Here is a 24052-nt window from a genome sequence, read left to right on the forward strand (position 1 = left end):
CGCCCGGTCCCGTTCCGAACCCGGAAGCTAAGCCCCATCGCGCCGAGAGTACTGCGGGGCCAGCCCGTGGGAGGCCAGGGCGCCGCTGACCGGTGGACGGCACCGAGCCGTGCGCTTGGACTGAGAAGGGGGAGGCCTCGCGGCCTCCCCCTTTTTCGTTTGGGCGTTGTAAACCTAAAGCCTCTACGGCTTAATTGTCTTTTCTATTTGAAGAAAATAAAACGAATGACCAGCGCGATTGCCGCGATGGCAATGATCAAGAGCGCGATTTGGAGCCGGTGCTGTTTGCGTCGCCTGCTAGACGATATAAATATCGATTTTCCTTGCTTCGGCGTCTCTAAATAGCGGGCAGAATGCGTTAGGGTCTGTTTAGGGCGAGGCTCTCTTCGTTGTTGCTTGGCGGGTGTTTGGGCCTGCTCCTGGTTGCATGCGCTGTTTTTGGATAAGGGGGCATCTTTGAGATACGCCGATTCGCTCGGGGCGACGCCCATGTGTTTGCGACGTGATTGAGATTCTTCAAGGGTTTGATAACGATTGCGAGTTACATATTCAGGCTCTGTATCGTCAATAGGCTCTTGGGAAATATGGGGACGATGGTAGCGTATGGTCTGCGGATAGGTTGATTTATCGTTCTGCATCTGATCATACGAATTGTCGGAGGTTTGATCGTCCATGATGCCCTTAGGTTGTCATTAATATTGTGTATACGCTCATTGTAAGCCCCAGCTTTGTTTAGCTAGGGCACATTTGGTATTTAAGACACGGTTCAAAGAAGCTTGACCTCATTAAACCTTAGTCACATAGACTTAGATATGCTTATAGATAGAGACTTAAAAAACTTTATATCAAAATGTATATATAAGAAATGGATGGGCATATATTAAAGCGTCAAAAGAAGTCCCTGCCACCTAGAAGATGGCTCGGCAGTCCCTTAAAGGAGTGGTAGTCATGGCAAGCATGGTTCCTTATCGTTCGGTTTTTGGTGTTCGTCCCTCTGCTAGCTCGTTGTTCGATCTGTTTGATGATATGACCGATCTGGCAAACAACTCGATCGCCTCCAAGGCGTTTCCCGTTGATGTTGAGGACAAGGGCGACGGTTACGAGGTCAAGGCTTATTTGACCGGCGTCGCGAAGGACGACATCGACGTTGAGCTCAATGAGGGTCGTCTTTCCATTAGCGTGAATGTTGAGGAGAGCGAAGAGAACAAGGACAAGAACTACCTGCAGAAGGAGTTTTGCTCTTACAGCGCGACGCGCGGTGTGTACCTGAAGGATGCTTCGAGCGAGGGACTTTCTGCAAAGTATGCTGACGGCATCCTTACCGTTACGGTTCCTAAGATTGTCGAAAAGAAGAACGTTACGAAGATTTTCATCGACTAACGTTATCGGCCATTAACATCGGTGCCTGAGCTAAGGGGGCTGGGAAGCGATTCCCGGCCCCCTTTTCTATTTGAGACAGCCTACTGAATATTTGAGACGGCCTACTGAATGGTCATGGGCCGATATTGCCCAGCGGGACGTATTGTGAGTTTATGTGGCCCCTCAATGCGAGTGGCGGTGCTACCAAGCTCGTTGTCGAGTGTCGCCCCAAGTGAGCTTGCGTAGCTTTTGACGGTAAGGCTTGGGCGATTGTTGTCTTGGCTAATGTGCATCGCGATAAGCTGCTCGGTGCGATCGGTTACCAGCGCGCGTGCGGCATCGGCGGCCTGATCGTTGGAGAGATGCCCTTTTGCAGACAGGATGCGTTCCTGAAGAAAGCGAGGATAGTCTCCTTGACTCAGCATGGCTACATCGTGGTTGCTTTCGAGCGCAAGAATGCGACAGTCCCTGAGCGTATCGATGGCATGCTTAGACAACTCGCCGGTGTCGGTGGCAAAGCCAACCGAATCACCCTGGGTATCAAAACGGTAGCCGACAGGATTGACGACGTCGTGCGATGTCGAATACGTTTGAATGTGGACCCCGGCAATAGAGAGGGCGTCACCTGGGTCGAATTCCTCAACAGACAGATGTGCGAGGCTTTCCTTTGATGCGAGCGTGCCTCTGCTGGAAAAGACCGGTCCGTTCCAATGTTTACACCACACCTCAAGCCCCTTAATGTGGTCGCTGTGCTCATGGGTGACAACAAGGGCGGACACGTCGTCTGCCGAAAGGCCGAGCTCAGCCATGCGTTTGAGCGTTTCGCGGCGGGACAGTCCGTCATCGACCATAATGAGCCCCTGCGGGCCCTCGATGAGTGCGCAGTTGCCTTTAGAGCCGCTGCCGAGGATATGAAGGTGCAGGCGAGACATAAGATTCCAAAGGATACAATGAGTGCTGACGAATAGAGGAGGAAGCGAATGCCAACGGTATCACAGCATTACGGACACCATGCCGTACCCGGGGCAGTCGATGAGACCCGGACGAGGCAGCAGGCTGCTCCTGTGGTGCTCATGGTATCAGGCGGTGCGGACTCGACGGCACTGCTTCTTATGGCGTGCACATCAAAGCTGGATATCCAAGATGGACGCGGCGTTGCCCCCATTGCTCGCGAGCGCCTACATGTGCTTCATGTAAACCATCACCTGCGAGGCAAGGCGTCCGACGGCGACGAGGCCTTTGTGCGCGAGCTCTGCGCACAATATGGCTTGCCGCTGTGTGTGGAGCACGCCTATTTTGATGGGGAGTCGGGCAATATCGAGGCGGCTGCGCGCGAGGTGCGTTATGCCGCGGCGCGAAGGTATGTTCGCGAGCTTTGTGCCAAGATGGGGGCGCCGAGAACGGCGGCGCGCATCTGTACTGCCCATACCTCTTCAGACCGCGCGGAAACATTTTTGATGAACGCCATTAAGGGGTCGGGCCCTGCTGGGCTCTCGAGCATTCCCCGCCGAAGGAATATTGTGGTACGCCCCTTGCTCGACCTAACTCATGGCGAGCTTGTGGGCTATCTGCAGGTGCATGGTCAGCCGTGGCGCGAGGACGAGACCAACGAAGATATCTCGTATCTGCGAAACTACGTTCGCCACCGGGTAATGCCAGTGCTGGCGCAGCGTAATGCGAGCGTGTGCAAGACGATTGGTGCCGCCTGTGAGATCTTGGGTGATGAGGATGCGTTTCTATCCCAGTTGTCGGCACAGGCGTTTCGAAGCTGCCTGCGCAAAGAGGCAGCGGCCGCGCTGGTGCTCGATGCCAGACGCCTTGCTGCGGCCGAGGTGGTAATCGCGCGGCGCATCGTGCGACTGGCGATTAAACGCATCGATCCGGACGCTCGCCCAGAGATGCGCCATGTGGAGCGAGTCCTCTCCTGTGTTGCCGAGGGTGCGGGTTCGGTTACGCTTCCGGCGGGGATTGACGCACGTGTCGAGTTTGGCATGCTGGCGTTTAAGGCGCCGGCGGCTCGTGAGGGCTTGGTTGCGGACTGGATTACCATACCCGGCCGTATGTCGTTGGGCGGGGGACGTATGCTGGTCACAGAAGCGATAGCCGTTGAGCCGGGATGCGATATCGTGCGCCGCGCCCGTGAGTTTGCGGCTGCTGGGGAAGTGACAGCTTTGGTGGACGCGGCTGCCCTGGGTTTTGCCAACAGCGATAGCGAGCGGATCTTGGCTGGCTCGCGCGGCGAGGTTCCTGCCGAGGGGCGATTGGCGCGCCTGTGGGTGGACGGTCCCGCACCGGGAGACGTGATGTGCCCGTTAGGCATGAGTGGCCGAAGCAAGAAGGTATCCGACTTGTTGTGCGAGGCTCGTATTCCCGTTTCCGAGCGCACCGGCGTGCCCATGGTAAGGACGGCACCGGGGGGTGTCGTGGTGTGGGTCGCCGGAGTTCGCGCGGACGAACGCTTTAAGTGCACGGCGGCGACGCGTGTGGCCTATCTGCTTCGCGTGGTTGACGCGGATTAGCCCCTCGCACCAGTTTTTCTGTGCGGCGTTGACGGTATTCCCGCGCTGATGGTGCACGGGCTGGAAAATATACCCCGTGCGCTGCTAGAATGTGTAGTTCGCGTCCATACGGCGGTGTGTGGGCGATTAAGCACAAGAAAGGGTTGTCATGGCTTCTCAACATCCGGATATCGAGAAGGTTCTGTTTACGCAGGAGGATATCGACGGTATCGTCTCTCGCCTGGGCGAGGAGATTACGCGCGACTACGCGGGTAAGGATTTGGTGCTGATTGCGGTCTTGCGCGGCGCCGTGGTCTTTATGGGCGACCTGATGCGCAAGATCGAGCTGCCGACCAATATCGATTTCATGGCCGTTTCGAGCTATGGCGACGGTGTGAAGTCCTCGGGCATCGTGCGTATCATCAAAGACCTTGATATCGATATCCGCGGTCGTGACGTGCTGATCGTTGAAGACATTCTGGACTCGGGCCTGACGCTCAAGTATCTGATGAAGAACCTTGAGAGCCGCAAGCCCGCTTCTCTGGAGGTCGCCGCCTTCCTGTGGAAGGACGTTGAGGATCGCATCTCGGCCATTACGCCCAAGTATGTTGGAACCCATTGCCCCGATGCCTTTGTGGTGGGCTACGGCCTCGACTATGCCGAGCGCTATCGTAACCTTCCGTATCTGGGCATTTTGAAACCGGAGGTTTATTCGTAAGATGCCCGACGACCGTAACGACTACAATTCCCAGACACCCCGGGACCCTAAGATTCCGGGGATGCCCGGAGGCAAGAAACCCACACGTACGGGCTGGCTGTATTTTCTTTTGGCTTGCGCACTTCTGGGCTATGCCTTCTTTAATATGGGCTCCGGCTTTGCCAGCTCCAGCAATACCGTTAAGCTCGCGACGAGCGAGATGGTGAGCGCCATCAAGCAGGATCGCGTCGAAGATCTGACCTATACGGTTCAGGACGGAAGCGTGACGGGTCATTACTGGAAGGCGAAAAAGGACAAGGGCGACACGAGTGAGCTCAAGAGCTTTTCCTCGACCTATGTCGGCTCCGATTCGCTTGCCGAGCTCATGGCGGAGCATCCCGACACTAAGTACATCGTCAACACCAACGACCCCGATTTTTGGGGCGACTTGGCGATGAGCGTACTGCCGACGATTGCCCTGATCGCCATCATGTTCTACTTTATGCGCCAGATGATGGGCGCCAATAATAGGAACATGCAGTTTGGCAAGACCAACGCCAAGACCAACGAGGCTACACGTCCCAAGGTCAAGTTCGAAGACGTTGCCGGCGTGGACGAGGCTGTTGAGGAGCTCGAAGAGATTCGCGATTTCTTGAGCGATCCGGACCGTTATCGCAAGCTGGGTGCCAAGATCCCGCGCGGCGTTTTGCTGGTGGGCCCTCCGGGTACCGGTAAGACGTTACTGGCCAAGGCCGTTGCCGGAGAGGCCGGTGTCCCGTTCTTTAGCATCTCGGGCTCTGACTTTGTCGAGATGTTCGTGGGCGTCGGCGCCAGCCGCGTGCGCGACCTCTTTAAGGAGGCCAAGTCTCAGGCTCCGTCGATCATCTTCATTGACGAGATTGATGCCGTGGGACGTCAGCGCGGAGCCGGCCTGGGCGGCGGTCACGACGAGCGCGAGCAGACGCTCAACCAGCTGCTGGTCGAAATGGACGGTTTTGAGGAAAGCGAATCGGTCATCCTGATCGCCGCGACCAACCGCCCCGATATTCTGGATCCGGCATTGCTGCGCCCCGGTCGTTTTGACCGCCAGGTTACGGTCGACCGCCCGGATGTGAAGGGGCGCGAGCAGATCTTGCGCGTGCATGCCGAGAACAAGCCAATGGATGAGGACGTTAAGTTTGAGAAGCTCGCCCAGATGACCGTTGGCTTTACCGGTGCCGATCTGGCAAACCTGCTCAACGAGTCCGCACTGCTTGCCGCTCGCCGTCATCGCTCCGTGATCTCGATGGACGAGGTCGAAGAATCGATGGAGCGCGTGATTGCAGGACCGCAGCGCAAGGGGCGCGTGATGACCGAAGCCGAGCGCACCACGATTGCCTACCACGAGAGCGGTCATGCTCTGGTGGGTCACATCCTGGAGCACTCCGATCCGGTTCACAAGATTTCGATTGTCAGCCGCGGTCAGGCTCTGGGCTATACGCTGCAGCTTCCGCAGGAGGATCACTTCCTCAAGACCAAGAACGAGATGCTCGACGAGCTTGCCGTGTTCTTGGGCGGTCGCGTTGCCGAGGAGCTCATGTGCGATGACATTACATCGGGCGCGAGCAACGATCTGGAGCGCGCGACCAAGATGGCGCGCGAGATGGTTACGCGTTTGGGCATGAGCGAGGAGCTGGGCACGCAGGTGTTTGGCGAGGCACAGCATCAGGTGTTCCTTGGTCGCGATTATGCCGATCACCAGGATTACTCCGAGGAGACGGCGCGCCGCATCGATATCGAGGTTCAGCGCATCATGCGTGAGGCCCATCGCCGTGCTGTTGAGATTTTGGATGCCCGTCGCGATCAGCTCGATCTGATGGCGAAGGTGCTGCTTGAGCGCGAGACCGTCGAAGGCGACGCCGTGAACGCCCTGCTCGACAACGACTGGGATGCCTACCTTGAGCGCGAGGACGACATTCTGGCAGCCAAGGAGGAGCGCAATGCCAAGGCGGCCGGCGTGCCGACCAAAAAGCGCGCGCCTCGTATGAGCGAGGAGGAGCTGGCGGCTGATGCCGCAGCTTTTGCGCAGGCGGCCATGCAGGAGGATGCCGAAGTCGCATCCGATAGCGCTGACGATGTCGAGGCTGCTGACACAAAAAAGGCCGATGGCGACACCGAGGCTGACGAGTAATCTTTGTCGTGAGAGCCTCCGCGGGGAAACCTGCGGAGGCTTTTTTGAGCGATATGGGGCCATCTGTTGATTGGGGACAGACTTAAATGAGCGTTTTCACGCATTTAAGTCTGTCCCCAATTAACATTGCTGCGGTACTTTGCTTGACTAAAGCGTACAATACCGCCTATGCGAAAGGGGAACAGATGATCAACGAAACCATGTTTGCTCGCGGCGCGGAAAGCTCTATCATCCGCGAGATCTTTAGCTATGGACTTGAACGCAAGGCACAGATCGGTGCGGAGAACGTATTCGATTTTTCGCTGGGCAACCCGAGTGTTCCGGCGCCCGCTGCCGTGGCGGAGTCCATCAAAAAGGCCTTGGAGCTGCCGAGCGACCAACTGCACGGATACACGCCCGCACCAGGCCTGCCGCAATGTCGTGTCGCTGTGGCCGAGTCGCTCAACCGTCGTTTTGGCACGAGCTATGAGGGTAAAGATGTCTTTATGACCGTGGGTGCGGCGGCTTCGCTCACCTGCACGCTCAACGCTGTTACCAATCCCGGTGACGAGGTCATTGTTATCGCCCCGTACTTTCCGGAGTATCGCGTGTGGATTGAGAAGGCCGGCTGTACGTGTGTCGAGGCACCCGCCGATGAAGGCACGTTCCAGCTGAGCGTGGGCAACGTGCTCAAGGCGATTACTGATAAGACGGCGGCCGTCATTATCGACTCGCCCAACAACCCGACCGGTGCCGTATATACGCGCGACACGCTGACGCGACTGGCCAATGTTCTGCGCGAGGTCAATGCCAAGCGTGATCCCGAGAATCCGATTATGCTCATCTCGGATGAGCCGTACCGCGAGATTGTGTACGGTGCCGAGGTGCCCTGGGTACCCTCAATCTACGAGAACACCGTCGTGTGCTATTCGTATTCCAAGTCGCTGTCGCTGCCGGGTGAGCGTGTGGGTTGGATTTTGGTTCCCAACACCAATCCTCAGGCTGCTCGCCTTATGCCGGCCGTCGCCGGTGCCGCCCGTACACTGGGTTTTGTGTGCGCACCGGCGCTCTTCCAGCGCGTGATTATCGATTGCATCGATGAGCCGAGTGATGTCGAAGCCTATGCTCGCAACCGAACGGCGCTCACCGACGCATTGGCGGAGTACGGCTACACCTACGTTGAACCGGACGGCGCTTTCTATCTGTGGGTGAAGGCGCTCGAGCCCGACGCAAACGCTTTTTGCGAGCGTGCAAAGAAGTACGAGTTGCTCGCGGTGCCTTCGGATAGCTTTGGCATGCCGGGTTGGTTCCGCTTGGGTTATTGCGTGAGTTACGAAACGATTATCAATTCGCTACCCGCTTGGAAACAGTTGGCGGACGAGTATCGTTAAAAGCAGAGCGCTCTGCCTACAATGTTTTACGTGAAACGGGGTTTGGTGTTAAACCGGACCCCGTTGTCATGGACGTTGTGTCTTTGGGATGGAGCGGTTTTACGACTATCGAAGGCTATGCGTACAATGAATATACGCGACGGCCATACCGGATAAGGAGACCTGATGCCCTACCTGCTTTCCTGTGACATTCATACCCATACGATGTTCTCTGCGCATGCATATTCGACCATTGAGGAGAATGTGTACTGGGCGGCAGAGCGTGGCCTGCAGGTGCTTGGATCTGCCGACCATCTGAGCTCTATGGTTACGGCTTGCCCCAATGACCTGCGCAGTTACCAGTTCTTTATCAACCAGGATATATGGCCGCGCATTTGGAGTGGCGTGTTGGTGCTGCGTGGCGCCGAGGCCGATATCGTTTCGCTGGACGGAAGTCTGTTTGGCGAGGACACTCCTGTCACGCTCGATATTGCCGGCGATTCGTACAGCCGTCAGCATTCGCTGTTCGATCGGGTTACGCGTAATTTGGATTATTTGGTTGCAAGCGTGCATAATCCGCAGTTCGCTGAAGGCGCGACGCTGGCCCAGACGACCGAGATGTATATCAATGCTCTGGAGCATCCCAAGGTGTTTATGCTGGGGCATACGGGTCGATCGGGCGTGCCGTTCGATATCGACGAGGTGTTGCTTGCTGCTAAGGCTAAGCACAAGATCATCGAGATCAACAATCACAGTCTTGAGCATGGCGCGGATGCCGAGCATTGGGACGTGTGCCGCAAGATTGCCGAGCGGTGCGCCGAGCTGGGCGTGGGAATTGGCGTCTCGACCGATGCGCACATTGGTATGGCAATTGGTAAGCTCGACCAAGCGCGCAAGATGCTCGACGAGATTCACTTTCCGCTGGATTTGATCGTGACGCGCGACCGCGAGACGCTACTGCGCGAGATGGCGGCAGCCGGCGTGTGTGACCTGCGCAAGAGGATGTAGCGGAGTGCATAAACCAAGTAAGGGGGCGGCCCAGACGGGTCGCCCCCTTCTTGTGCCGGTGGATTAGCGGCGCTCGAGGACCGCTACAGTTTCGGTGTGGTCGGTATGGGGGAACATGTCGACGGGCGTGATCTTGAGCAGGCGATAGCCACCGTCGAGGAGCTGGTGCAGGTCACGCTCTTGGGTCACGGGATTGCAGCTGATATAGGTGATGCGGCGAGGTCTAAGCGCGCAGGCGGCTTCGAGGAACTCGAGGGTAGAGCCGGCACGCGGCGGATCGATGGAAAGGACGTCGATGCGCTCGTTGTTGTCGGCGGCATCTAGGATGTAGTCGGTGGCATCGTCGGCCATAAACCAGGCGCTGCGGGTAAGACCGTTGAGCTCGGCGTTGCGGCGTGCGTCGGCAATGCCCGCCGGGTTGCGCTCCACGCCAAGTAACATGATGCCGATGCCCTTGTTCTGAGCTTCTTTAGCTGCGCAAAGACCGATGGTGCCGCTGCCGCAGTAGGCATCCATGAGAACATCGCCCTGGTGCAGATCCATACCGTCGATAGCGAGCTGGTAGAGCAGCTCGGTCTGCTGCGGGTTGGTCTGGTAGAACGCGGTGGGGGAGATATCAAACTCGCAGCCGAGTAGCTGGTCGCGCATGCATTCAGCGCCATACACGATGTGGGTTTCCTCACCCAGGATGGCGTTGCCAGGGCGTCCGTTGATGTTTTGGGCGACGGTGACGATACGCGGATCGAGTGCGGCGATGGCCTCAAAGAATTCCTGCGCATGCGGCAGGTCGCGCTGGGCGGTAACGAGGGTGATCATGATCTGGTCGGTGCGCCAGCCGCAGCGAACGACGGCATAGCGAAGCAGGCCCAGATGCTTGTCCTCGTTAAAGGCGGGAATGTGCAGGCGCTCGGCCTCACGCGCAATGCCGTTAAGAATCTGACGGGCTCCCGGTGCCTCGACGGGGCATTCGGGAACAGCGACGATTCTGTGCGTGCCGCGCTCAAAAAAGCCGCAGCGGACAGCGCCCCCTTTGCCGGGGGCAAAGGGAGTGGCGGCCTTATGGCGAAAACCACGCGGCGCAGGATATTTGCCCGGGTCGCCCAGGGTAACGTCCATACCGCGAATGGGGTCGACGGTTATGCCCTCACGCTCGCAAAGAGCAGCAAAAAGTTCATCCATAGCAGCCTGCTTGGTCGCCAGCTGCTTCTTATAAGGCCTGTTGAGCGCCGTGCATCCACCGCAAGCTTTCATGATGGAACAAGGCGACTTGGGATCAACGGCCTTATGAGCGGACCGGGACGACTCATTATGCGAGCGCTTGGAACGAGCTTGAGGTGCCTTACCCTCGCTCCGACGAGGGCTGGGACGCTTGGTCTTAGCCTTGCCCTTGGCCGACTTACCCTTCGTGTCCTGAGACGACTTGGATTTCTTAGAAGATTTTTTCTCTTCCGACCCCTCAGCCGCCTCGATCAAAGCACGACGAGCCTTACGCTCCGCACGAGATTCTGCCATCAATAACTCCACTAATTCATGAATTAAAGCTGCAAGTATTGTACCGTGCCAAGCAAGCAGACGATATGCAAGCGGTTTAATGGTGTCAGTGATAAGCCCAACGACGGTTGCCCGCCGCGTGAGGGGTGTGGGGGTTAAGTTTATCGCGAGTTCCGCACGAACAGGAGAGCACTTAATGTGCTCTCCGTCGTGAGCAGGACTGTAGAGCAGGAAACTTAACCCCCACACCCCTCACGCGGCGGGCAAACTCGCCTTGTGCTCTATCACGCTAAAGTGTATGATTCTGAACGTTACATGACTCACTTTACTTAGCTAAAGTGCCATCAAGGGGGAATACCATGAATACCGATATGTCTCGTCGTCAGTTTGTTGGTCTAGCCGGCTCGCTCGCCACGGTGCTTGGCCTTGGTCTTGTCGGCTGCGGCGGTGGTGCCGACAAGGGTTCCACTGCCGGCTCTGCCGCGGCAAAGGACGCCAAGGGCGCTGTGGAGTCTAAGAAGCTCGTGGTGGGCTTTGACAAGTCCTATCCTCCGTATGGCTTTGTGGGCGACGATGGCGAGTACACCGGCTTTGATCTCGATTTGGCCAAGGCAGTTGCCGATAAGCAGGGCTGGGAGGTCAAGTACGAGGCCATCGACTGGGACGCCAAGGATACGCTGCTCAACTCGGGCGCCATCAACTGCATCTGGAACGGCTTTACCATGGAGGGCCGCGAGGACGACTACACGTTCTCCGAGCCGTACATGCTCAATGAGCAGGTGCTGGTGGTTAAGAAGGATGCGGGCATCAAGAATTGGGACGACCTTGCCGGCAAGACCGTGATTACCCAGACCGATTCTGCCGCGCAGGATGTGCTAGAGGGTGACCAGAAGGATCTGGCGGCGACGTTTGCCACGCTCGATACCATCGGCGAGTACAACACGGCTTTTATGCAGCTCGAGAGCGGCGCGGTCGATGCGGTGGCTTGCGACCTTTCGATCGCCCAGTATCAGCTTGCCGCCAAGCCCGATGCCTATACGCAACTTGACAAGCCGCTGTCCAGCGAGCACTACGCCGTTGGCTTTAAGAAGGGCGACACCAAGTCGGCCGACGCCGTGACCGAGTCGCTCAAGGCGCTCTATGAGGACGGTACAGTCAAGGACCTGTGCGACAAGTATGCGAGCTACGGTCTATCCTTCGACAACTGGGTTTTGAAATAGCCACAGCACCCAACCTTGCGGCTCCAACCCTCCTCGCGTACCAAAGTACGCTTCGTCGGGCTTGTCGCTCGCAATCTTGGGCACTGTGCCTATTTCAATTAACACCTGCTGTTCTGTTGCTGTGAAAGAGAGCTTGGGTTGTCTATTCAGGTCATGATGCAGATGCTTGGCCAGGGTTTCTTGGTCAGTTTGCAGTTGTTTTTGCTCACGCTGTTGGGCTCGATTCCCTTGGGAATTCCCGTGGCGTTTATGCGTATGAGCAAAATCGCTCCGCTGCGTTGGATTGCGCGCATCTACATTTCGGTCATGCGCGGTACGCCGCTCATGCTGCAGATGTTTGCCATCTACTTTGCTCCGTATTACGTCTTTGGTATTTCGCTCACGCCCGATTCCAAGTGGACAGCGTGCGTCGTGGCATTCATCATCAACTATGCCGGCTACTTTGCCGAGATCTATCGCTCGGGTTTGCAGTCTATCCCGCGTGGTCAATATGAGGCCGCCGAGGTGCTGGGCTATTCACGCCTGCAGACGTTTTTGTACATTGTGATGCCGCAGGTCGCCAAGCGCATTTTGCCGGCGATGGGCAACGAGATCATCACGCTGGTCAAGGACACGTCGCTGGCATTTGCCATCGGCGTGGGGGAGATGTTCTCGACGGCCAAGGCACTGGTTGCCTCTCAAGTGAGCATGGTGCCGTTTGCGATTGCGGCACTGATCTACTGGGTCTTTAACTTTGTGGTCGAGATGCTGCTGGGCGCCGCCGAAAAGCGACTTGACTACTACCACGACTAGCCTGTTCCGTCGTGCTTTTCAAACACATGGAGGTTCCCGTGTCCGGAACGGTAATGAATATAACGAGCGCGCGCAAGGCGTTTGGTGGCAATGAGGTGCTCAAGGATATCTCGCTCGAGGTAAAGCGCGGCGAGGTCGTGGCGATTATCGGACCTTCGGGCGGCGGTAAGTCAACGCTGTTGCGCTGCGCCACGCTGCTCGAGACGCTTGACGGCGGCTCGCTTTCGTTTGGTGATCTAGCCGTTGCGACGGATGCGGGATCGGGCACGGTGTATGCGAAAGGCGATGTGCCCAAGCAGGCGCGCTCGCGCTTTGGCCTGGTGTTTCAGAACTACAATTTGTTCCCGCACTATACCGTGATGAAAAACATTACCGACGCTCCGATCCGCGTGCTCAAGCGCCCGCGCGAGCAGGTCGAAGCACGTGCGCGTGAGTTGATCGCGCAGATGGGGCTTACGGGCAACGAGAACAAGGTGCCATGCGAGCTTTCGGGCGGTCAGCAGCAACGTGTGAGTATTGCGCGCGCCTTGGTGCTCGATCCAGAGATCTTGTTCTTCGATGAGCCGACCTCGGCACTCGATCCCGAGCTAACGGCCGAGGTGCTGCGTGTCATTAAAGACCTTGCCGCGCAGAATATGACGATGGTGATCGTGACCCATGCGATGCAGTTTGCGCGCGATGTTGCCGATCGCGTGGTCTTTATGGACGGCGGTCGCATTGTAGAGGAGGGTCCTGCCGAGCAGGTTATCGGTCATCCGCGCGAACGGCGCACACGCGAGTTCCTGAGCCGTATCGAGGGATAGGCTCAAGTAGACATTGAGGCGAAACCGCTGCAGGTCTTATGGCCTGCGGCGGTTTTATTTGCGCCGATGGGGCTTAATAACCGCCTCAGGCGTTTGCCCTTCCTCTCGCCGCCCGTATTCATACGTGCGCCGAAAGGTGTGCATGGACAGTCGCCCGCGAGGGTAGGGTGGTGGCATAGGACATTTGGAGGGTGAGCCGGATCGGCTGCCGACCATGCTGCTCCCGGGACGGCATCGACCGCGAACTCTCCCCGTTGGCGTCGCGCATTGCGCGCGGCCCTGCAAGGAGGTCATCATGGGTGCTCCCAAGACCGGTAACGTAAGGAACGTGGTGCTCGTAGGCCAAGGTGGGGTGGGCAAGACTTCACTCGCCGAGGCCATGCTCCACCTTTCCGGCAAGACCGCCCGCCTGGGCGGCCACGACGGCACCAAGCCCACGCTCGACTATGACCCCGAAGAGGTCAAGCGTGCGTTTTCCATCTCGACGACCATTGCGCCGATCGACTGGAAGGGTGCGCGCATCAATGTGCTCGATGCCCCGTGCTACCCCGATTTTATCGGCGACGCCTTTGCCGCGATGAGCGTCTGCGAGACGGCTCTGTTTGTGGTCGACGCCGAGGCCGGCCCGCAGCCTACGACGGTTAAGCTCTGGTATGCCGCCGAGGACCTGCGTCTGGCGCGTGCGGTGTTCGTAAACCGCCTGTCGCGCTCCGAGGCCAGCTTTGCGACCACGATGGACCTGCTGCAGGAACGCTTCGGCACGCGCCTGGGCGCCGTGACCCTTCCCTGGGGCGAGGGCGAGGACTTTGACGGCATCATCGACCTGGTGCGCATGAAGGCGCGCCATTGCAACGGCGCCGAAGCCGTTGAGTCGGAGATTCCCGAGGAGTATCGTGCCCAGGCCGAGGAGGCCCATGACCATCTGTGCGAGCTGGTGTCCGAGGCTGACGACGAACTGATGATGAAGTACTTGGAAGGCGAGGAGACGCTGACGCAGGAGGAGCTTGAAGGCCTGCTGTCGAAGGCGATCGCCGAGCGCATCTTTGTGCCGGTCTTTGCGGGCGATTGCATTAAGGAGCAGGGCGTCAACTCGCTGATGGACGACATCGCCACGTACTTCCCGGCGCCGACGGACTACGGCGAGATGCCGCTCATCGACGGTGATTCGCTCAAGATCTCGAGCGACGATGACCGCCCGGTGGCGTTTGTGTTTAAGACCCTGGCCGATCCTCAGCAGGGTCGCATCAGCTTCATCAAGGTGCTGACGGGCACGCTTGAGCCGGGCCTTGAGCTGATCAACGCGCGCACCCGCAAGAGCGATCGTCTGGCTCACCTGTATGTGATGTGCGGCCGCGACATGACCGAGGTCGGTCACGCCTATGCCGGCGATATCATCGTGGCGCCCAAGCTGGCGGCCGAGACGGGCGATACGCTCTCGATTACCGGCAAGGTCGAGGCTGCGGCGTTTAAGTTCCCCAACTCGCAGTACCGCATCGCCATCGAGGCCGAGAATCGCGGCGACGAAGAGAAGCTCTACACGTTTATCGAGAAGGCATGCAAGGCCGATCCGACCATGAGCATCGACCGCGACGAGGAGACCGGCCAGACTATCATTTCGGCGGTGGGCGAGGCGCAGGTTTCGGTCCTGCTCAATCGTCTTGAGGACCGTACCAAGGTCGCGGCCAAGAGCGTGCCGATTCGCATCCCGTATCGCGAGACCATTCGCCGCACGGCAACTGCCCAGGGCCGCCACAAGAAGCAGACCGGCGGCGCCGGCCAGTATGGTGACTGCTGGCTGCGCGTAGAGCCGCTCATTGGGCCCGACGGTACGAGCGACGGCTATGAGTTTGTGGACGAGGTCGTAGGCGGCCGCATTCCGCGCTCGCTGATCCCTGCCGTGGACAAGGGCGTCCAGGAGACCATGAAGGACGGCATCATTGCCGGCTACCCGCTTACGGGCATTCGCGTGGCTGTGTACGACGGCTCGTATCACAGCGTCGACTCCAACGAGATGGCGTTCCGCGCGGCGGCTCGCATCGGCCTGCGCAAGGCATGCGCCGACGCCGACCCGGTGGTGCTGGAACCCATCGAGGAAATCACGGTGACTATTCCCGAGAGCTACGCCGGCGCCGTGATGGGCGACATCTCGGCCTCGCGCGGTCGCGTGACGGGTATGGAGACCGATGAGCGCGGAGACACCGTGGTCATCGCTCAGGCGCCTCTCGCCGAGCTGACGGATTACTCGACGCGTCTGCGCTCCATCACGCGCGGCACGGGCGACTTTACCATGAAGCCTGCGGGCTATGAGCAGGTGCCTTATGACGTTCAGGCCAAGCTGGTCGAGCGCTATGAGGAGGGCCGTGCCAAGTAGCGTTGGGCGTTGCCTGTAACATACATGCCGATGCAAGGGCCGCTCTGGCCAATCCAGGGCGGCCCTTTTTGATCCCTGGGGGATGGAGGAAAACGGTTCATTTTAAGTTTTGGGGCAGCTTGGCCGGCCCTAGTCTCCCGAGGCCTGATTGCGGCCGGTAGCGTAGTCGATCTGCACATGCGGCTGCAGGTTGTAGCAGTACACGTGGAAGCACAGGGTCTTGCCGTGGTCCTCGACCGATTGCGCCTCAAGACGCACGCCACGGCAGACGAGTTCCTCTTCGTTGTACATGGGCGTGACACGGTAGAGCACATGGTTGCCCGTCTCGCGGATGTAGCCGAGAATCTGCTCCTCAAATGGCAGCATACCCGTTTCGTTGAGATAACGCGTGCCGGTGAGGAGATTCTTGCGGTTAGCGTTTTCGCCGCAGAGCGACCAGGCGATGAGGTGACAGCGATTGTAGAGGCTCTGGCCCGGAATAAAGTCGTAGCGCTGCTGGCGCCATCCGGCGGGATGGATACGCGAGATATCGCCGCGCTCGCCTTGACCGAGCGATTCGGGGCCCACGCAAGCGAGCGCTTTGCGGGTGCGGCCCAGGCTGTCGAGCTTGGAGAACTTCTTAAAGCAACCTTCTTCTGTAGCGCGCTCGTATTCATCGAGCGTGAATGATGGTGTGCCCAACGGGTGCGTGCTGTCGGCTCGCAGGGCAACATAGGGGTTACCCGCGTAGTCAGGAATGCTGCTGAGGTATACGCCGCGGGCGCGGTCGAGATTGGGGTTTTCGACCTCGTCGATGGGGGTGGCGGCGCTGTCCGCGGAAGCGTCATCACCGGTGTCGGGTGCGGCGGAATGTGGCTTGTCGCCAGAGTTCGGGCTGTTTTGGGAGTCTGTGGAGTTTGCCGTTCCCGATTCGAGTCGGGCAACCAGGTCTGCCTCGTCGTCGGTGCGGCTGGGACTCTCGTCTTGCTTCTCGGCCAGAGCCGCCGCCTGTTCATCACCTTGCGGCGAGAGCAGTCTGGGCGCCCCGTCGAGCGATCCCGTAAACAGCGCAAACCCCAGCACCACAGCGGTGCCGATAGAAAGTGCTTGCTTGTAGGCGGACTTGCGCGACATGGTGACTCCTGGACGGACGGTTGGGAGTCTACCAGTCTAGCAGGAGCCGCCGAGGGCCGTTCTATCGAACAAATACTTAAGATTTGGGACAAACGCTACGGATTCATTTGCCTCATATTTGACGTATGGCTAGATCGAGGTAGAACCGAGCCAATTGAGTTTGCATTCGAGAATACGCTGCTCACCGGGCGTGCTGCTACCATCGAGTAGCGCGAGGAGCATCTCGGCCGCCTCTCTGCCTTCCTGGTCGACGGGCTCGATGATGGTGGAGACGGTCGGCGTGGTGAGGTTGGTCCAGTCTTCGCAGTTGAGTCCCAAAAGGCCGATTTGCTGCGGAAGCAGATGGGCCATGGGCTGGAGGGCCTTGTAGACACGGGGAAGTGCCCACTGATTTTGCACGAAGATAAGGGTTCGCTTGGCGGGGTTGAGCTTGTATTTAAAGTACTCGGTAAGCTCACTGACCGACGGCTTGTTGTGGTCGATGGAAATCGCTTTGTAGAGCTGTCCGTTCGCTGCCAGCGCCTCGGCATACCCCTGAAAACGCTCCATGCGGGTGCGCATTTCGGTCATGTTGGCGGCAATGGAAAAGAAATCTTCGTAACCGGCGTCGAGGAGTACTTGCGTGGCGTTGTACACACCGTCGTAAAGGTTGGTCTTGATCCAGCTGGTACCTGGGCTATAGATGGCCGCATCGAAAAAGACGACCGGCTTGCCGGCGCGTCTAATGCGGTCGTGCACGGCTTTGAAGTTTGCCGTGGGCTGGATGATAAAGCCATCGACGCCCAGCGAGAGCATTTTGTCGACATACATGAGCTCGGTCTCGGGGTTAAAGTTGCTCGTGCAAACAACCGTCTGGTAGCCCGCGGGGAGCATGACCTGCTCCATGCCGTTGAGGACGAGGCCCGCCCATTTGTTGGTGTTATCCAAGATGATGATGGCGATGACGCGGGTCTGTTTGCCGGTGAGTGTTTGCGCCTGGGCGTTGGGGACGTATCCCAGCTCCTTTATAACGCGCGCGATCTTTGCCTGCGTTTTGTCGCTGAGCTTGTCTCGTTTGTCGTTGAGGTAATACGAGACGCTGGCTGTTGAAGTTCCCGCCTCGCGGGCGACGTCTGCGATCGTAACGCGCTGTTTGGTCACAGCGACTCCTTCCGACAAATTGCGTTGTTTGGCGCGGTGGTTCACGTTCGGGTTGCGGGCACACGATTCTGCCTGTCCTTTCGCCCTTTTATGAGTATGCAACAATACCGTATCCGTGGGGTCCGAAATTCGTGGCGGTTATGCAAGCCTGCCGTCTACCGAGAAATCTAAATACTTCTTGACTTTTAAAAAAGAGATCAAAAACGCAGGATTCATTTTTGGTTAAACGCATAACTAAATTGCATAACCAACGCTCTGACCTGCGCGTTTACCGAAATAAGCTGGTATTAAGAAAAATGAGCACCTATATTGGTCTTGTCGAAAAGACAGCAAGTCCAAACGGCAGGGGATGCTCCGGAGGCCTCCGCAAACGGTGTCTTGCGCACGCAACTCTATGAAAAGAGGGAAGCAATGAAGATCGTAGGCGTTGCCGCCTGTACCGTGGGTATCGCCCACACGTATATGGCCCAGAAGGCGATTCAGGATGAATGCGCCGCCCGTGGCATCGAGTGCAAGGTCGAGGCTCAGGGTGGCCTGGGTATCGAGAATGAGCTCACGCAGGAAGACGTGGACTCCGCCGACCTGGTCCTGGAGTCCGTCGACGTGGGTGTCGAGAACGAGGACCGTTTTGAGCAGAAGATGGCCGAGGGCAAGTTCCTCAAGGTCGGTACTTCCGATGTGATCGCCGATCCGGTCAAGATCATCGACCAGGCTGTTGAGATTATCAAGGCGACGGGTGGCGCCGTTGACGCGCCCAAGGCCGAGGCCAAGGCAGAGAAGAAGGCCGTCTCCGCTGCCCCGCAGGCCCCGACACCGGCGTCCAAGCAGTCTATCTTTGCCGATCCTGGCAAGACGCTGCTCAATGCATTCAATACCGGCGTTTCCTATTTTATCCCCATTGTCGTTATCGGTGGCGTGTTCCTCGCCTTCTCGTTGGCATCCGGTACCGCCGGTGCTAACGGCATGGAGGTCACCAACCCGTTGATGGTGAGCCTTAACACCATCGGTATGGCCGGCATCTCTATGATGATTCCGGTGCTTGCGGCATACATCGCTTACTCGATGGCCGGCAAGCCCGCGCTTGCCCCCGGTTTTGTCCTGGGCTACTTGGTCAACAACGCCGTCGTCACCCCGAGTGGCAACAGCGTTTCGACCGGCTTCTTGGGCGCCATGATTATGGCTGTCATCTGTGGTTACTTTGTCCGCTGGATGAAGACCTGGAAGGTCAACAACACCATCCAGACCATCATGCCGATCCTGATCATCCCGATTCTGACCTCGCTCGTCCTGGGCATGGCCTACATCTACATCCTGGCCACGCCGCTTGGCTTTGTGATGGATTGGCTCACCAGCGTGCTCGGTAGCCTGCAGGGCGGCTCCGCCGTCGTCCTGGGCCTGGTCATTGGCGTTATGACCGCCTTCGATATGGGTGGTCCCGTCAACAAGACCGCTTCGACCTTTACCATGGCCATCATGGCCTCCGGCATCTACGGCCCCAACGGTATGTTCCGCGTCGCTGTCGCCATTCCCCCGATTGCTTGCGGCCTCGCTGCGCTCATCGCCAAGAACAAGTTCGATGACGCTGACCGTCAGATGGGTATTTCCGCACTGTTTATGGGCTGCATCGGTATTACCGAGGGCGCTATCCCCTTCGCGGTCAAGGATCTCGGTCACACCCTTCCCGGCATCTGCATCGGTTCTGCCGTGGGTGCGGCGCTTGCCGCCTTCCAGGGTATCGACTGCTACGTCCCGCACGGTGGCTTTATCGTCGCCCTTGCCACCAACAACGTCGCGCTGTTCTGCCTGGACATCGTGATTGGCTCCGTGGTCGCCGCTGCAATCCTGATTGCCATGAAGCCCACGCTCGATAAGCAGGCCAAGTAACCCTTTAAGGACTCCGGTTGTGCGGAGGGATGGATTTGACTCCGCACAACCGCCCCTACACAACAAAATCCATCCGTACTGATAGGGCCCGCATCTGGGTCCCAGGGAACTTTTGTCAACAATCCTCTGGAGAAGGAGAACAAAATGTCCAACCTCACCATCCGCCAGGCCGTTCAGGGCATGCTCAAGCTGCAGGATAGCGGCGATCACGCAACCATGGTCGGCATTGGCCCCATGAGCCCCAACCTGATTCAGGCCGTGTTCGAGCTTGCCAAGGACGAGGATTTCCCGCCCATGTTTATCGCCAGCCGCAACCAGGTCGATATGGACGAGATGGGCGCCGGCTACGTCAACGGTTGGGACCAGAAGCGCTTTGCCGCCGACATCAAGAAGGTTGCCGACGAGGTGGGTTACACCGGCCCGTACTACCTGTGCCGCGATCACGGCGGTCCGTGGCAGCGCGACGAGGAGCGTAACGCCCACCTGCCCGAGGACGAGGCCATGGAGCTCGCCCGCAAGTCCTTCGTCGCCGACATGGAGGCAGGCTTTGACCTGCTGATGGTCGACCCCACCAAGGACCCCTATCAGATCGGCAAGGTTATTCCGCTCGACGTGGTGCTTCGCCGCACGATCGATCTTATCGACTACCTTGAGCAGTACCGTCGCGAGCATAACCTGCCCGAGGTCGCCTATGAGGTCGGTACCGAGGAGACCAATGGCGGCTTGACCTCTACCGATAAGTACGAGGAGTTCATTTCTCAGCTGCAGCCCGAGCTCGAGAAGCGCGGCTGCCCCATGCCCACCTTTATCGTCGGCCAGACCGGTACGCTCACCCGTTGGACCGAGCAGGTTGGCCATTACAACTTTAAGAACGCCCGCGAGCTCGCCGACATGGCAAAGCGCTACGGCGTGGGCCTGAAGGAGCACAACGCCGACTACCTGGACGACGCGACGCTGCTCGAGCACATTCCGGCTCACGTGACGGCTTCCAATGTCGCCCCTCAGTACGGCACCGAGGAGACCCGCGCCTACCTCAAGCTCTGCGCTACCGAGCAGATTCTGGTCGACAACGGCCTGTGTGACGATCCCTCCGACCTGTATCACACGCTGCTGGTCAAGGCTATCAAGACCGAGCGCTGGCGCAAGTGGATGACCGGCGATGATGTCAACCTGCAGGTTGACGACATTCTGGCCGACGACGAGCTCAGCCTGAAGATTCTGGATGTCTCCGGCCACTACGCGTTCAACGATCCCGAGGTCAAGGAGCAGGTCGAGAAGCTCTATCGCAACCTCGCTGCCCAGGACATCGACGGCAAGCGCTTTGTGATCGAGCACATCAAGCGCCCGATTAAGCAGTACGTCGTCGGTCTTAACCTCAAGGGCGTCACGAGCCGCATCGAGAAGGCTCTCGAGGACTAAGTAGTTCCGGCGTTTTGACAAACGCCGGACCGGTCGACGCTGCGCGAGCATCTGCCGGGCAATCTGGCGCTCAAGCCGTCGCTCGCGTACCAAAGTACGCTTCGCTCCTCTTTCGCACCACCTTGCCACGGCAGCTGCCCGCTCGCTGACGTTGGGTCGACCAGTGATTGAGCCGTTGTCCTTAGATTGCTAGCTATTCATTCGAAGGAGTTTGTACCATGAAGTTCTTTATCGATACCGCCAACCTTGACGAGATCGCCGAGGCCAAGAGCTGGGGCTGCCTTGCCGGCGTCACCACCAATCCGTCCCTGTACGCCAAGACCGGCGGTAAGCTCGCCGACTTTGAGCCCCATATGCTCAAGATTGCCGAGCTCTGCGAGGGTCTGCCCGTGTCTGCCGAGTCCACCGCGACTACTGCCGAGGGCATGATCGAGGAGGGCAAGCGTCTTGCCGCCCTGGCTCCCAACATTGTGGTCAAGCTCCCCGTCTGCGAGGCCGGCCTCGCCGCCTGCCGCGCGCTGGCCGATGCGGGCGTGCGCGTCAACATGACGCTCGTCTTCTCGCCGACCCAGGCCTTGATGGCCGCCAACGCCGGCGCTCGCTACATCAGCCCGTTTGTGGGACGCTTCGATGACATCGCCGAGGACGGTATCTCGCAGCTCGACAACGTTGTGACCTGCATCAAGAACTATGACTGGACCGGTAAGAACGTCGACGACACCGTCGAGATCATCACTGCATCCGTCCGCACGCCCAATCACGTGACCCAGGCGGCGCTGCTCGGTGCCGATATTGCGACCGTCCCCATGGCCGCTCTTAAGAAATGCCTGCATCACCCGCTGACCGACCAGGGCCTTGCTTCGTTCGAGGCCGACTGGAAAAAGGTCGTCGAGGCACAGTAACGATGGTTCTGCCGGCCCAGCATTTGTTATGCCGGGCCGGCGTGCTCAAGAGAGGAAACTCCATGACCGATCAGGAACTGGCCAAGATTGCCAATGAGGTTCGCCGCGGTATTGTCGCGGGCGTCCATGCCGCCAAGTCGGGGCATCCGAGCGGGTCGCTTGGCGCCGCCGACATTATGACCTACCTCTACTTTGAGGAAATGGATGTCGACCCGGCAAATCCGAGCCGCGCCGACCGCGACCGCTTTGTGCTCTCCAAGGGCCATTGCGCTCCGGCACTCTATGCCGTGCTCGCCGAACGCGGGTTCTTTCCCAAGGAGGAGCTCGAGACGCTCCGTCATATCGGCAGCCGCCTGCAGGGCCATCCCAATATGAACGACACGCCGGGCGTCGACATGTCTACCGGATCGCTCGGTCAGGGTATCTCCGCCGCGGTTGGAATGGCGCTCGCCGCAAAGCACTGGGGTGACAGCCATCGCGTCTACACGCTGTTGGGCGACGGCGAGTGCGAGGAGGGGCAGGTATGGGAGGCGGCCATGTTCGCCGGCAACCACGACCTGGATAACCTCGTCGCTATCGTCGATCACAATGGCCTGCAAATTGACGGCAGTATCGACGAAGTTAACTCGGCTATGCCGCTTGCCGACAAGTTCCGTGCCTTTAAGTGGCATGTGATTGAGCTCGCCGACGGTAACGACATGGCGCAGATTGCCGCCGCCTTTGCCGAGGCCCGCAAAGTGAGCGACTCGCCTGTGGCCATTATCGCCGAGACGGTGAAGGGCAAGGGCGTTTCCTTTATGGAAAACCAGGTGGGCTGGCACGGCAAGGCACCCAACGATGAACAGTTTGAGCAGGCCATGGCCGAGCTCGCAGCAGCAGGGGAGGAGCTCTAATGGCAGACGTCAAGAAAGTCGCCACGCGCGTTAGCTATGGCGAGGCACTTGTCGAGCTGGGCAATGAGCACGATGACTTTGTGGTTCTCGATGCCGACCTGGCCGCCGCAACGCAGACCGGTAAGTTTAAGGCCGCGCACCCTGAGCGCTTCTACGACGCCGGCATTGCCGAGAGCAACTTGATGGGGCTTGCCGCCGGCATTGCAACCACGGGTCACGTCGCCTTTGCGAGCACCTTTGCCATGTTCGCCGCCGGCCGCGCGTACGAACAAGTGCGTAATTCCATCGGCTATCCGCACCTCAACGTCAAAATCGGCGCTACGCACGCGGGCATCTCGGTCGGTGAAGACGGCGCCACGCATCAGTGCTGCGAGGACATCGCGCTCATGCGCACGATCCCGGGTATGACGGTGATCGTTCCCGCCGATGACATCGAGGCTCGCGCTTGCGTGCGCGCCGCCTATGAGTTTGAGGGGCCGGTCTACATGCGTTTCGGCCGCCTGGCAACACCGGTCATCAACGACCGCGAGGACTATGAGTTCAAGATTGGTCGCGGCGTGGTCGTGCGCGAGGGGTCCGATGTGACCATCATCGCTTGTGGCCTCATGGTTGCCGAGGCGCTTGAAGCTGCCGAGGCCCTCGCTGTCGATGGTATCGATGCCGAGGTTATCAACATGCACACGATCAAGCCGCTTGATGAGCGCCTGGTAGTTGCCAGCGCCAAGAAGACTGGTCGCGTGGTCACTGCCGAGGAGCACTCGATTATCGGCGGTCTTGGCGAGGCCGTGGCCTCGGTGCTCGCGGAACAGCATCCGGTGCCGATGCGACGCGTCGGCGTGCGTGATGTGTACGGCGAGTCTGGCCCTGCGGTCGATTTGCTGCACGAGTTCGGTTTGGACGCCGACGGTATCGAAGCTGCGGTCAGGTCTGTGTTGTAAGGAAG

Annotated in this window: 20 protein-coding genes and 1 rRNA gene; 16 read left to right on the plus strand and 5 right to left on the minus strand. The window is 58.8% G+C overall.

Features of this window, described 5'->3' with window-relative positions:
* Positions 1-91: ribosomal RNA gene (gene rrf, locus ACTQVX_RS05095) — 5S ribosomal RNA — on the plus strand; the annotation flags it as partial.
* Positions 92-203: 112 nt separating this feature from the next.
* Here the strand turns inward: rrf and ACTQVX_RS05100 are convergent.
* Positions 204-674 (minus strand): hypothetical protein, encoded by a 471-nt coding sequence (locus tag ACTQVX_RS05100; protein ID WP_441546542.1) that lies wholly within the window; start codon positions 672-674, stop codon positions 204-206.
* 274 nt (positions 675-948) lie between these two features.
* On the opposite strand from ACTQVX_RS05100, the gene ACTQVX_RS05105 reads away from it, so the two are divergent.
* Positions 949-1380 (plus strand): Hsp20 family protein, encoded by a 432-nt coding sequence (locus tag ACTQVX_RS05105; RefSeq protein ID WP_427728790.1) that lies wholly within the window; start codon positions 949-951, stop codon positions 1378-1380.
* Positions 1381-1481: 101 nt separating this feature from the next.
* Here ACTQVX_RS05105 and ACTQVX_RS05110 read toward each other — a convergent pair whose 3' ends face one another.
* A complete protein-coding gene (locus ACTQVX_RS05110) occupies positions 1482-2291 on the minus strand; it encodes an MBL fold metallo-hydrolase (RefSeq protein WP_441546543.1) in 810 nt (269 codons plus the stop codon).
* A gap of 48 nt (positions 2292-2339) precedes the next feature.
* On the opposite strand from ACTQVX_RS05110, the gene tilS reads away from it, so the two are divergent.
* The 5 genes from tilS (at position 2340) to ACTQVX_RS05135 (ending at position 9081) form a co-directional block, all read left to right on the plus strand.
* Complete coding sequence (tilS, locus tag ACTQVX_RS05115) at positions 2340-3878, plus strand: tRNA lysidine(34) synthetase TilS (protein WP_441546544.1); 1539 nt, start codon at positions 2340-2342, stop codon at positions 3876-3878.
* A 148-nt stretch (positions 3879-4026) separates the two neighbouring features.
* Positions 4027-4575 carry a hypoxanthine phosphoribosyltransferase gene (hpt, locus tag ACTQVX_RS05120; RefSeq protein ID WP_154517754.1) on the plus strand — a complete coding sequence of 183 codons (549 nt, stop codon included), beginning with the start codon at positions 4027-4029 and terminating at the stop codon, positions 4573-4575.
* A 1-nt stretch (position 4576) separates the two neighbouring features.
* Positions 4577-6724, plus strand: a complete 2148-nt coding sequence (ftsH, locus tag ACTQVX_RS05125) for an ATP-dependent zinc metalloprotease FtsH (protein WP_441546545.1) — start codon at positions 4577-4579, stop codon at positions 6722-6724.
* Between the two features lie 185 nt (positions 6725-6909).
* Positions 6910-8094, plus strand: coding sequence for a pyridoxal phosphate-dependent aminotransferase (locus ACTQVX_RS05130; protein WP_441546546.1), 1185 nt, complete (start codon positions 6910-6912; stop codon positions 8092-8094).
* A gap of 165 nt (positions 8095-8259) precedes the next feature.
* On the plus strand, positions 8260-9081 hold the full coding sequence (locus tag ACTQVX_RS05135; RefSeq protein WP_154517764.1) for a phosphatase: 822 nt from the start codon (positions 8260-8262) through the stop codon (positions 9079-9081).
* Between the two features lie 63 nt (positions 9082-9144).
* On the opposite strand, the gene rlmD is transcribed toward ACTQVX_RS05135, so the two are convergent.
* The gene (rlmD, locus tag ACTQVX_RS05140) at positions 9145-10593 is read right to left on the minus strand and encodes a 23S rRNA (uracil(1939)-C(5))-methyltransferase RlmD (RefSeq protein ID WP_441546547.1); all 1449 of its coding nucleotides are present in this window, start codon (positions 10591-10593) and stop codon (positions 9145-9147) included.
* 338 nt (positions 10594-10931) lie between these two features.
* On the opposite strand from rlmD, the gene ACTQVX_RS05145 reads away from it, so the two are divergent.
* The 4 genes from ACTQVX_RS05145 (at position 10932) to ACTQVX_RS05160 (ending at position 15758) form a co-directional block, all read left to right on the plus strand.
* Positions 10932-11792 (plus strand): transporter substrate-binding domain-containing protein, encoded by an 861-nt coding sequence (locus tag ACTQVX_RS05145; RefSeq protein WP_441546548.1) that lies wholly within the window; start codon positions 10932-10934, stop codon positions 11790-11792.
* A gap of 138 nt (positions 11793-11930) precedes the next feature.
* Positions 11931-12584 carry an amino acid ABC transporter permease gene (locus ACTQVX_RS05150; RefSeq protein WP_441547484.1) on the plus strand — a complete coding sequence of 218 codons (654 nt, stop codon included), beginning with the start codon at positions 11931-11933 and terminating at the stop codon, positions 12582-12584.
* Positions 12585-12622: 38 nt separating this feature from the next.
* Positions 12623-13387: an amino acid ABC transporter ATP-binding protein gene (locus ACTQVX_RS05155; protein WP_441560470.1), complete on the plus strand. Its 765-nt coding sequence runs from the start codon at positions 12623-12625 to the stop codon at positions 13385-13387.
* A 295-nt stretch (positions 13388-13682) separates the two neighbouring features.
* Positions 13683-15758 carry an elongation factor G gene (locus tag ACTQVX_RS05160; protein ID WP_154517778.1) on the plus strand — a complete coding sequence of 692 codons (2076 nt, stop codon included), beginning with the start codon at positions 13683-13685 and terminating at the stop codon, positions 15756-15758.
* Positions 15759-15887: 129 nt separating this feature from the next.
* Here the strand turns inward: ACTQVX_RS05160 and ACTQVX_RS05165 are convergent, their stop codons facing one another.
* Both ACTQVX_RS05165 and ACTQVX_RS05170 read right to left on the minus strand, forming a co-directional pair.
* Positions 15888-16871, minus strand: coding sequence for a DNA/RNA non-specific endonuclease (locus ACTQVX_RS05165; protein WP_441560472.1), 984 nt, complete (start codon positions 16869-16871; stop codon positions 15888-15890).
* Positions 16872-17000: 129 nt separating this feature from the next.
* Entirely contained in the window at positions 17001-18011 is a 1011-nt protein-coding gene (locus ACTQVX_RS05170) for a LacI family DNA-binding transcriptional regulator (protein ID WP_441048885.1), read from the minus strand.
* Positions 18012-18422: 411 nt separating this feature from the next.
* Here ACTQVX_RS05170 and ACTQVX_RS05175 point away from each other — a divergent pair, with 411 nt between their 5' ends.
* The 5 genes from ACTQVX_RS05175 (at position 18423) to ACTQVX_RS05195 (ending at position 24047) form a co-directional block, all read left to right on the plus strand.
* Entirely contained in the window at positions 18423-19895 is a 1473-nt protein-coding gene (locus ACTQVX_RS05175; RefSeq protein WP_441016594.1) for a PTS fructose transporter subunit IIC, read from the plus strand.
* A gap of 144 nt (positions 19896-20039) precedes the next feature.
* Entirely contained in the window at positions 20040-21314 is a 1275-nt protein-coding gene (locus ACTQVX_RS05180) for a class II D-tagatose-bisphosphate aldolase non-catalytic subunit (protein ID WP_427719788.1), read from the plus strand.
* Between the two features lie 218 nt (positions 21315-21532).
* Positions 21533-22216 carry a fructose-6-phosphate aldolase gene (gene fsa / locus ACTQVX_RS05185; protein ID WP_117757862.1) on the plus strand — a complete coding sequence of 228 codons (684 nt, stop codon included), beginning with the start codon at positions 21533-21535 and terminating at the stop codon, positions 22214-22216.
* 62 nt (positions 22217-22278) lie between these two features.
* Positions 22279-23109, plus strand: coding sequence for a transketolase (locus ACTQVX_RS05190; protein ID WP_441560475.1), 831 nt, complete (start codon positions 22279-22281; stop codon positions 23107-23109).
* Positions 23109-24047 carry a transketolase family protein gene (locus tag ACTQVX_RS05195; RefSeq protein ID WP_427795278.1) on the plus strand — a complete coding sequence of 313 codons (939 nt, stop codon included), beginning with the start codon at positions 23109-23111 and terminating at the stop codon, positions 24045-24047. The genes ACTQVX_RS05190 and ACTQVX_RS05195 overlap by 1 nt, the downstream gene beginning before the upstream one ends.
* The last annotated feature ends 5 nt before the right edge of the window (positions 24048-24052 follow it).

Source organism: Collinsella sp. LCP19S3_A6 (assembly GCF_052122015.1).
In the GTDB taxonomy this organism is placed as follows: domain Bacteria; phylum Actinomycetota; class Coriobacteriia; order Coriobacteriales; family Coriobacteriaceae; genus Collinsella.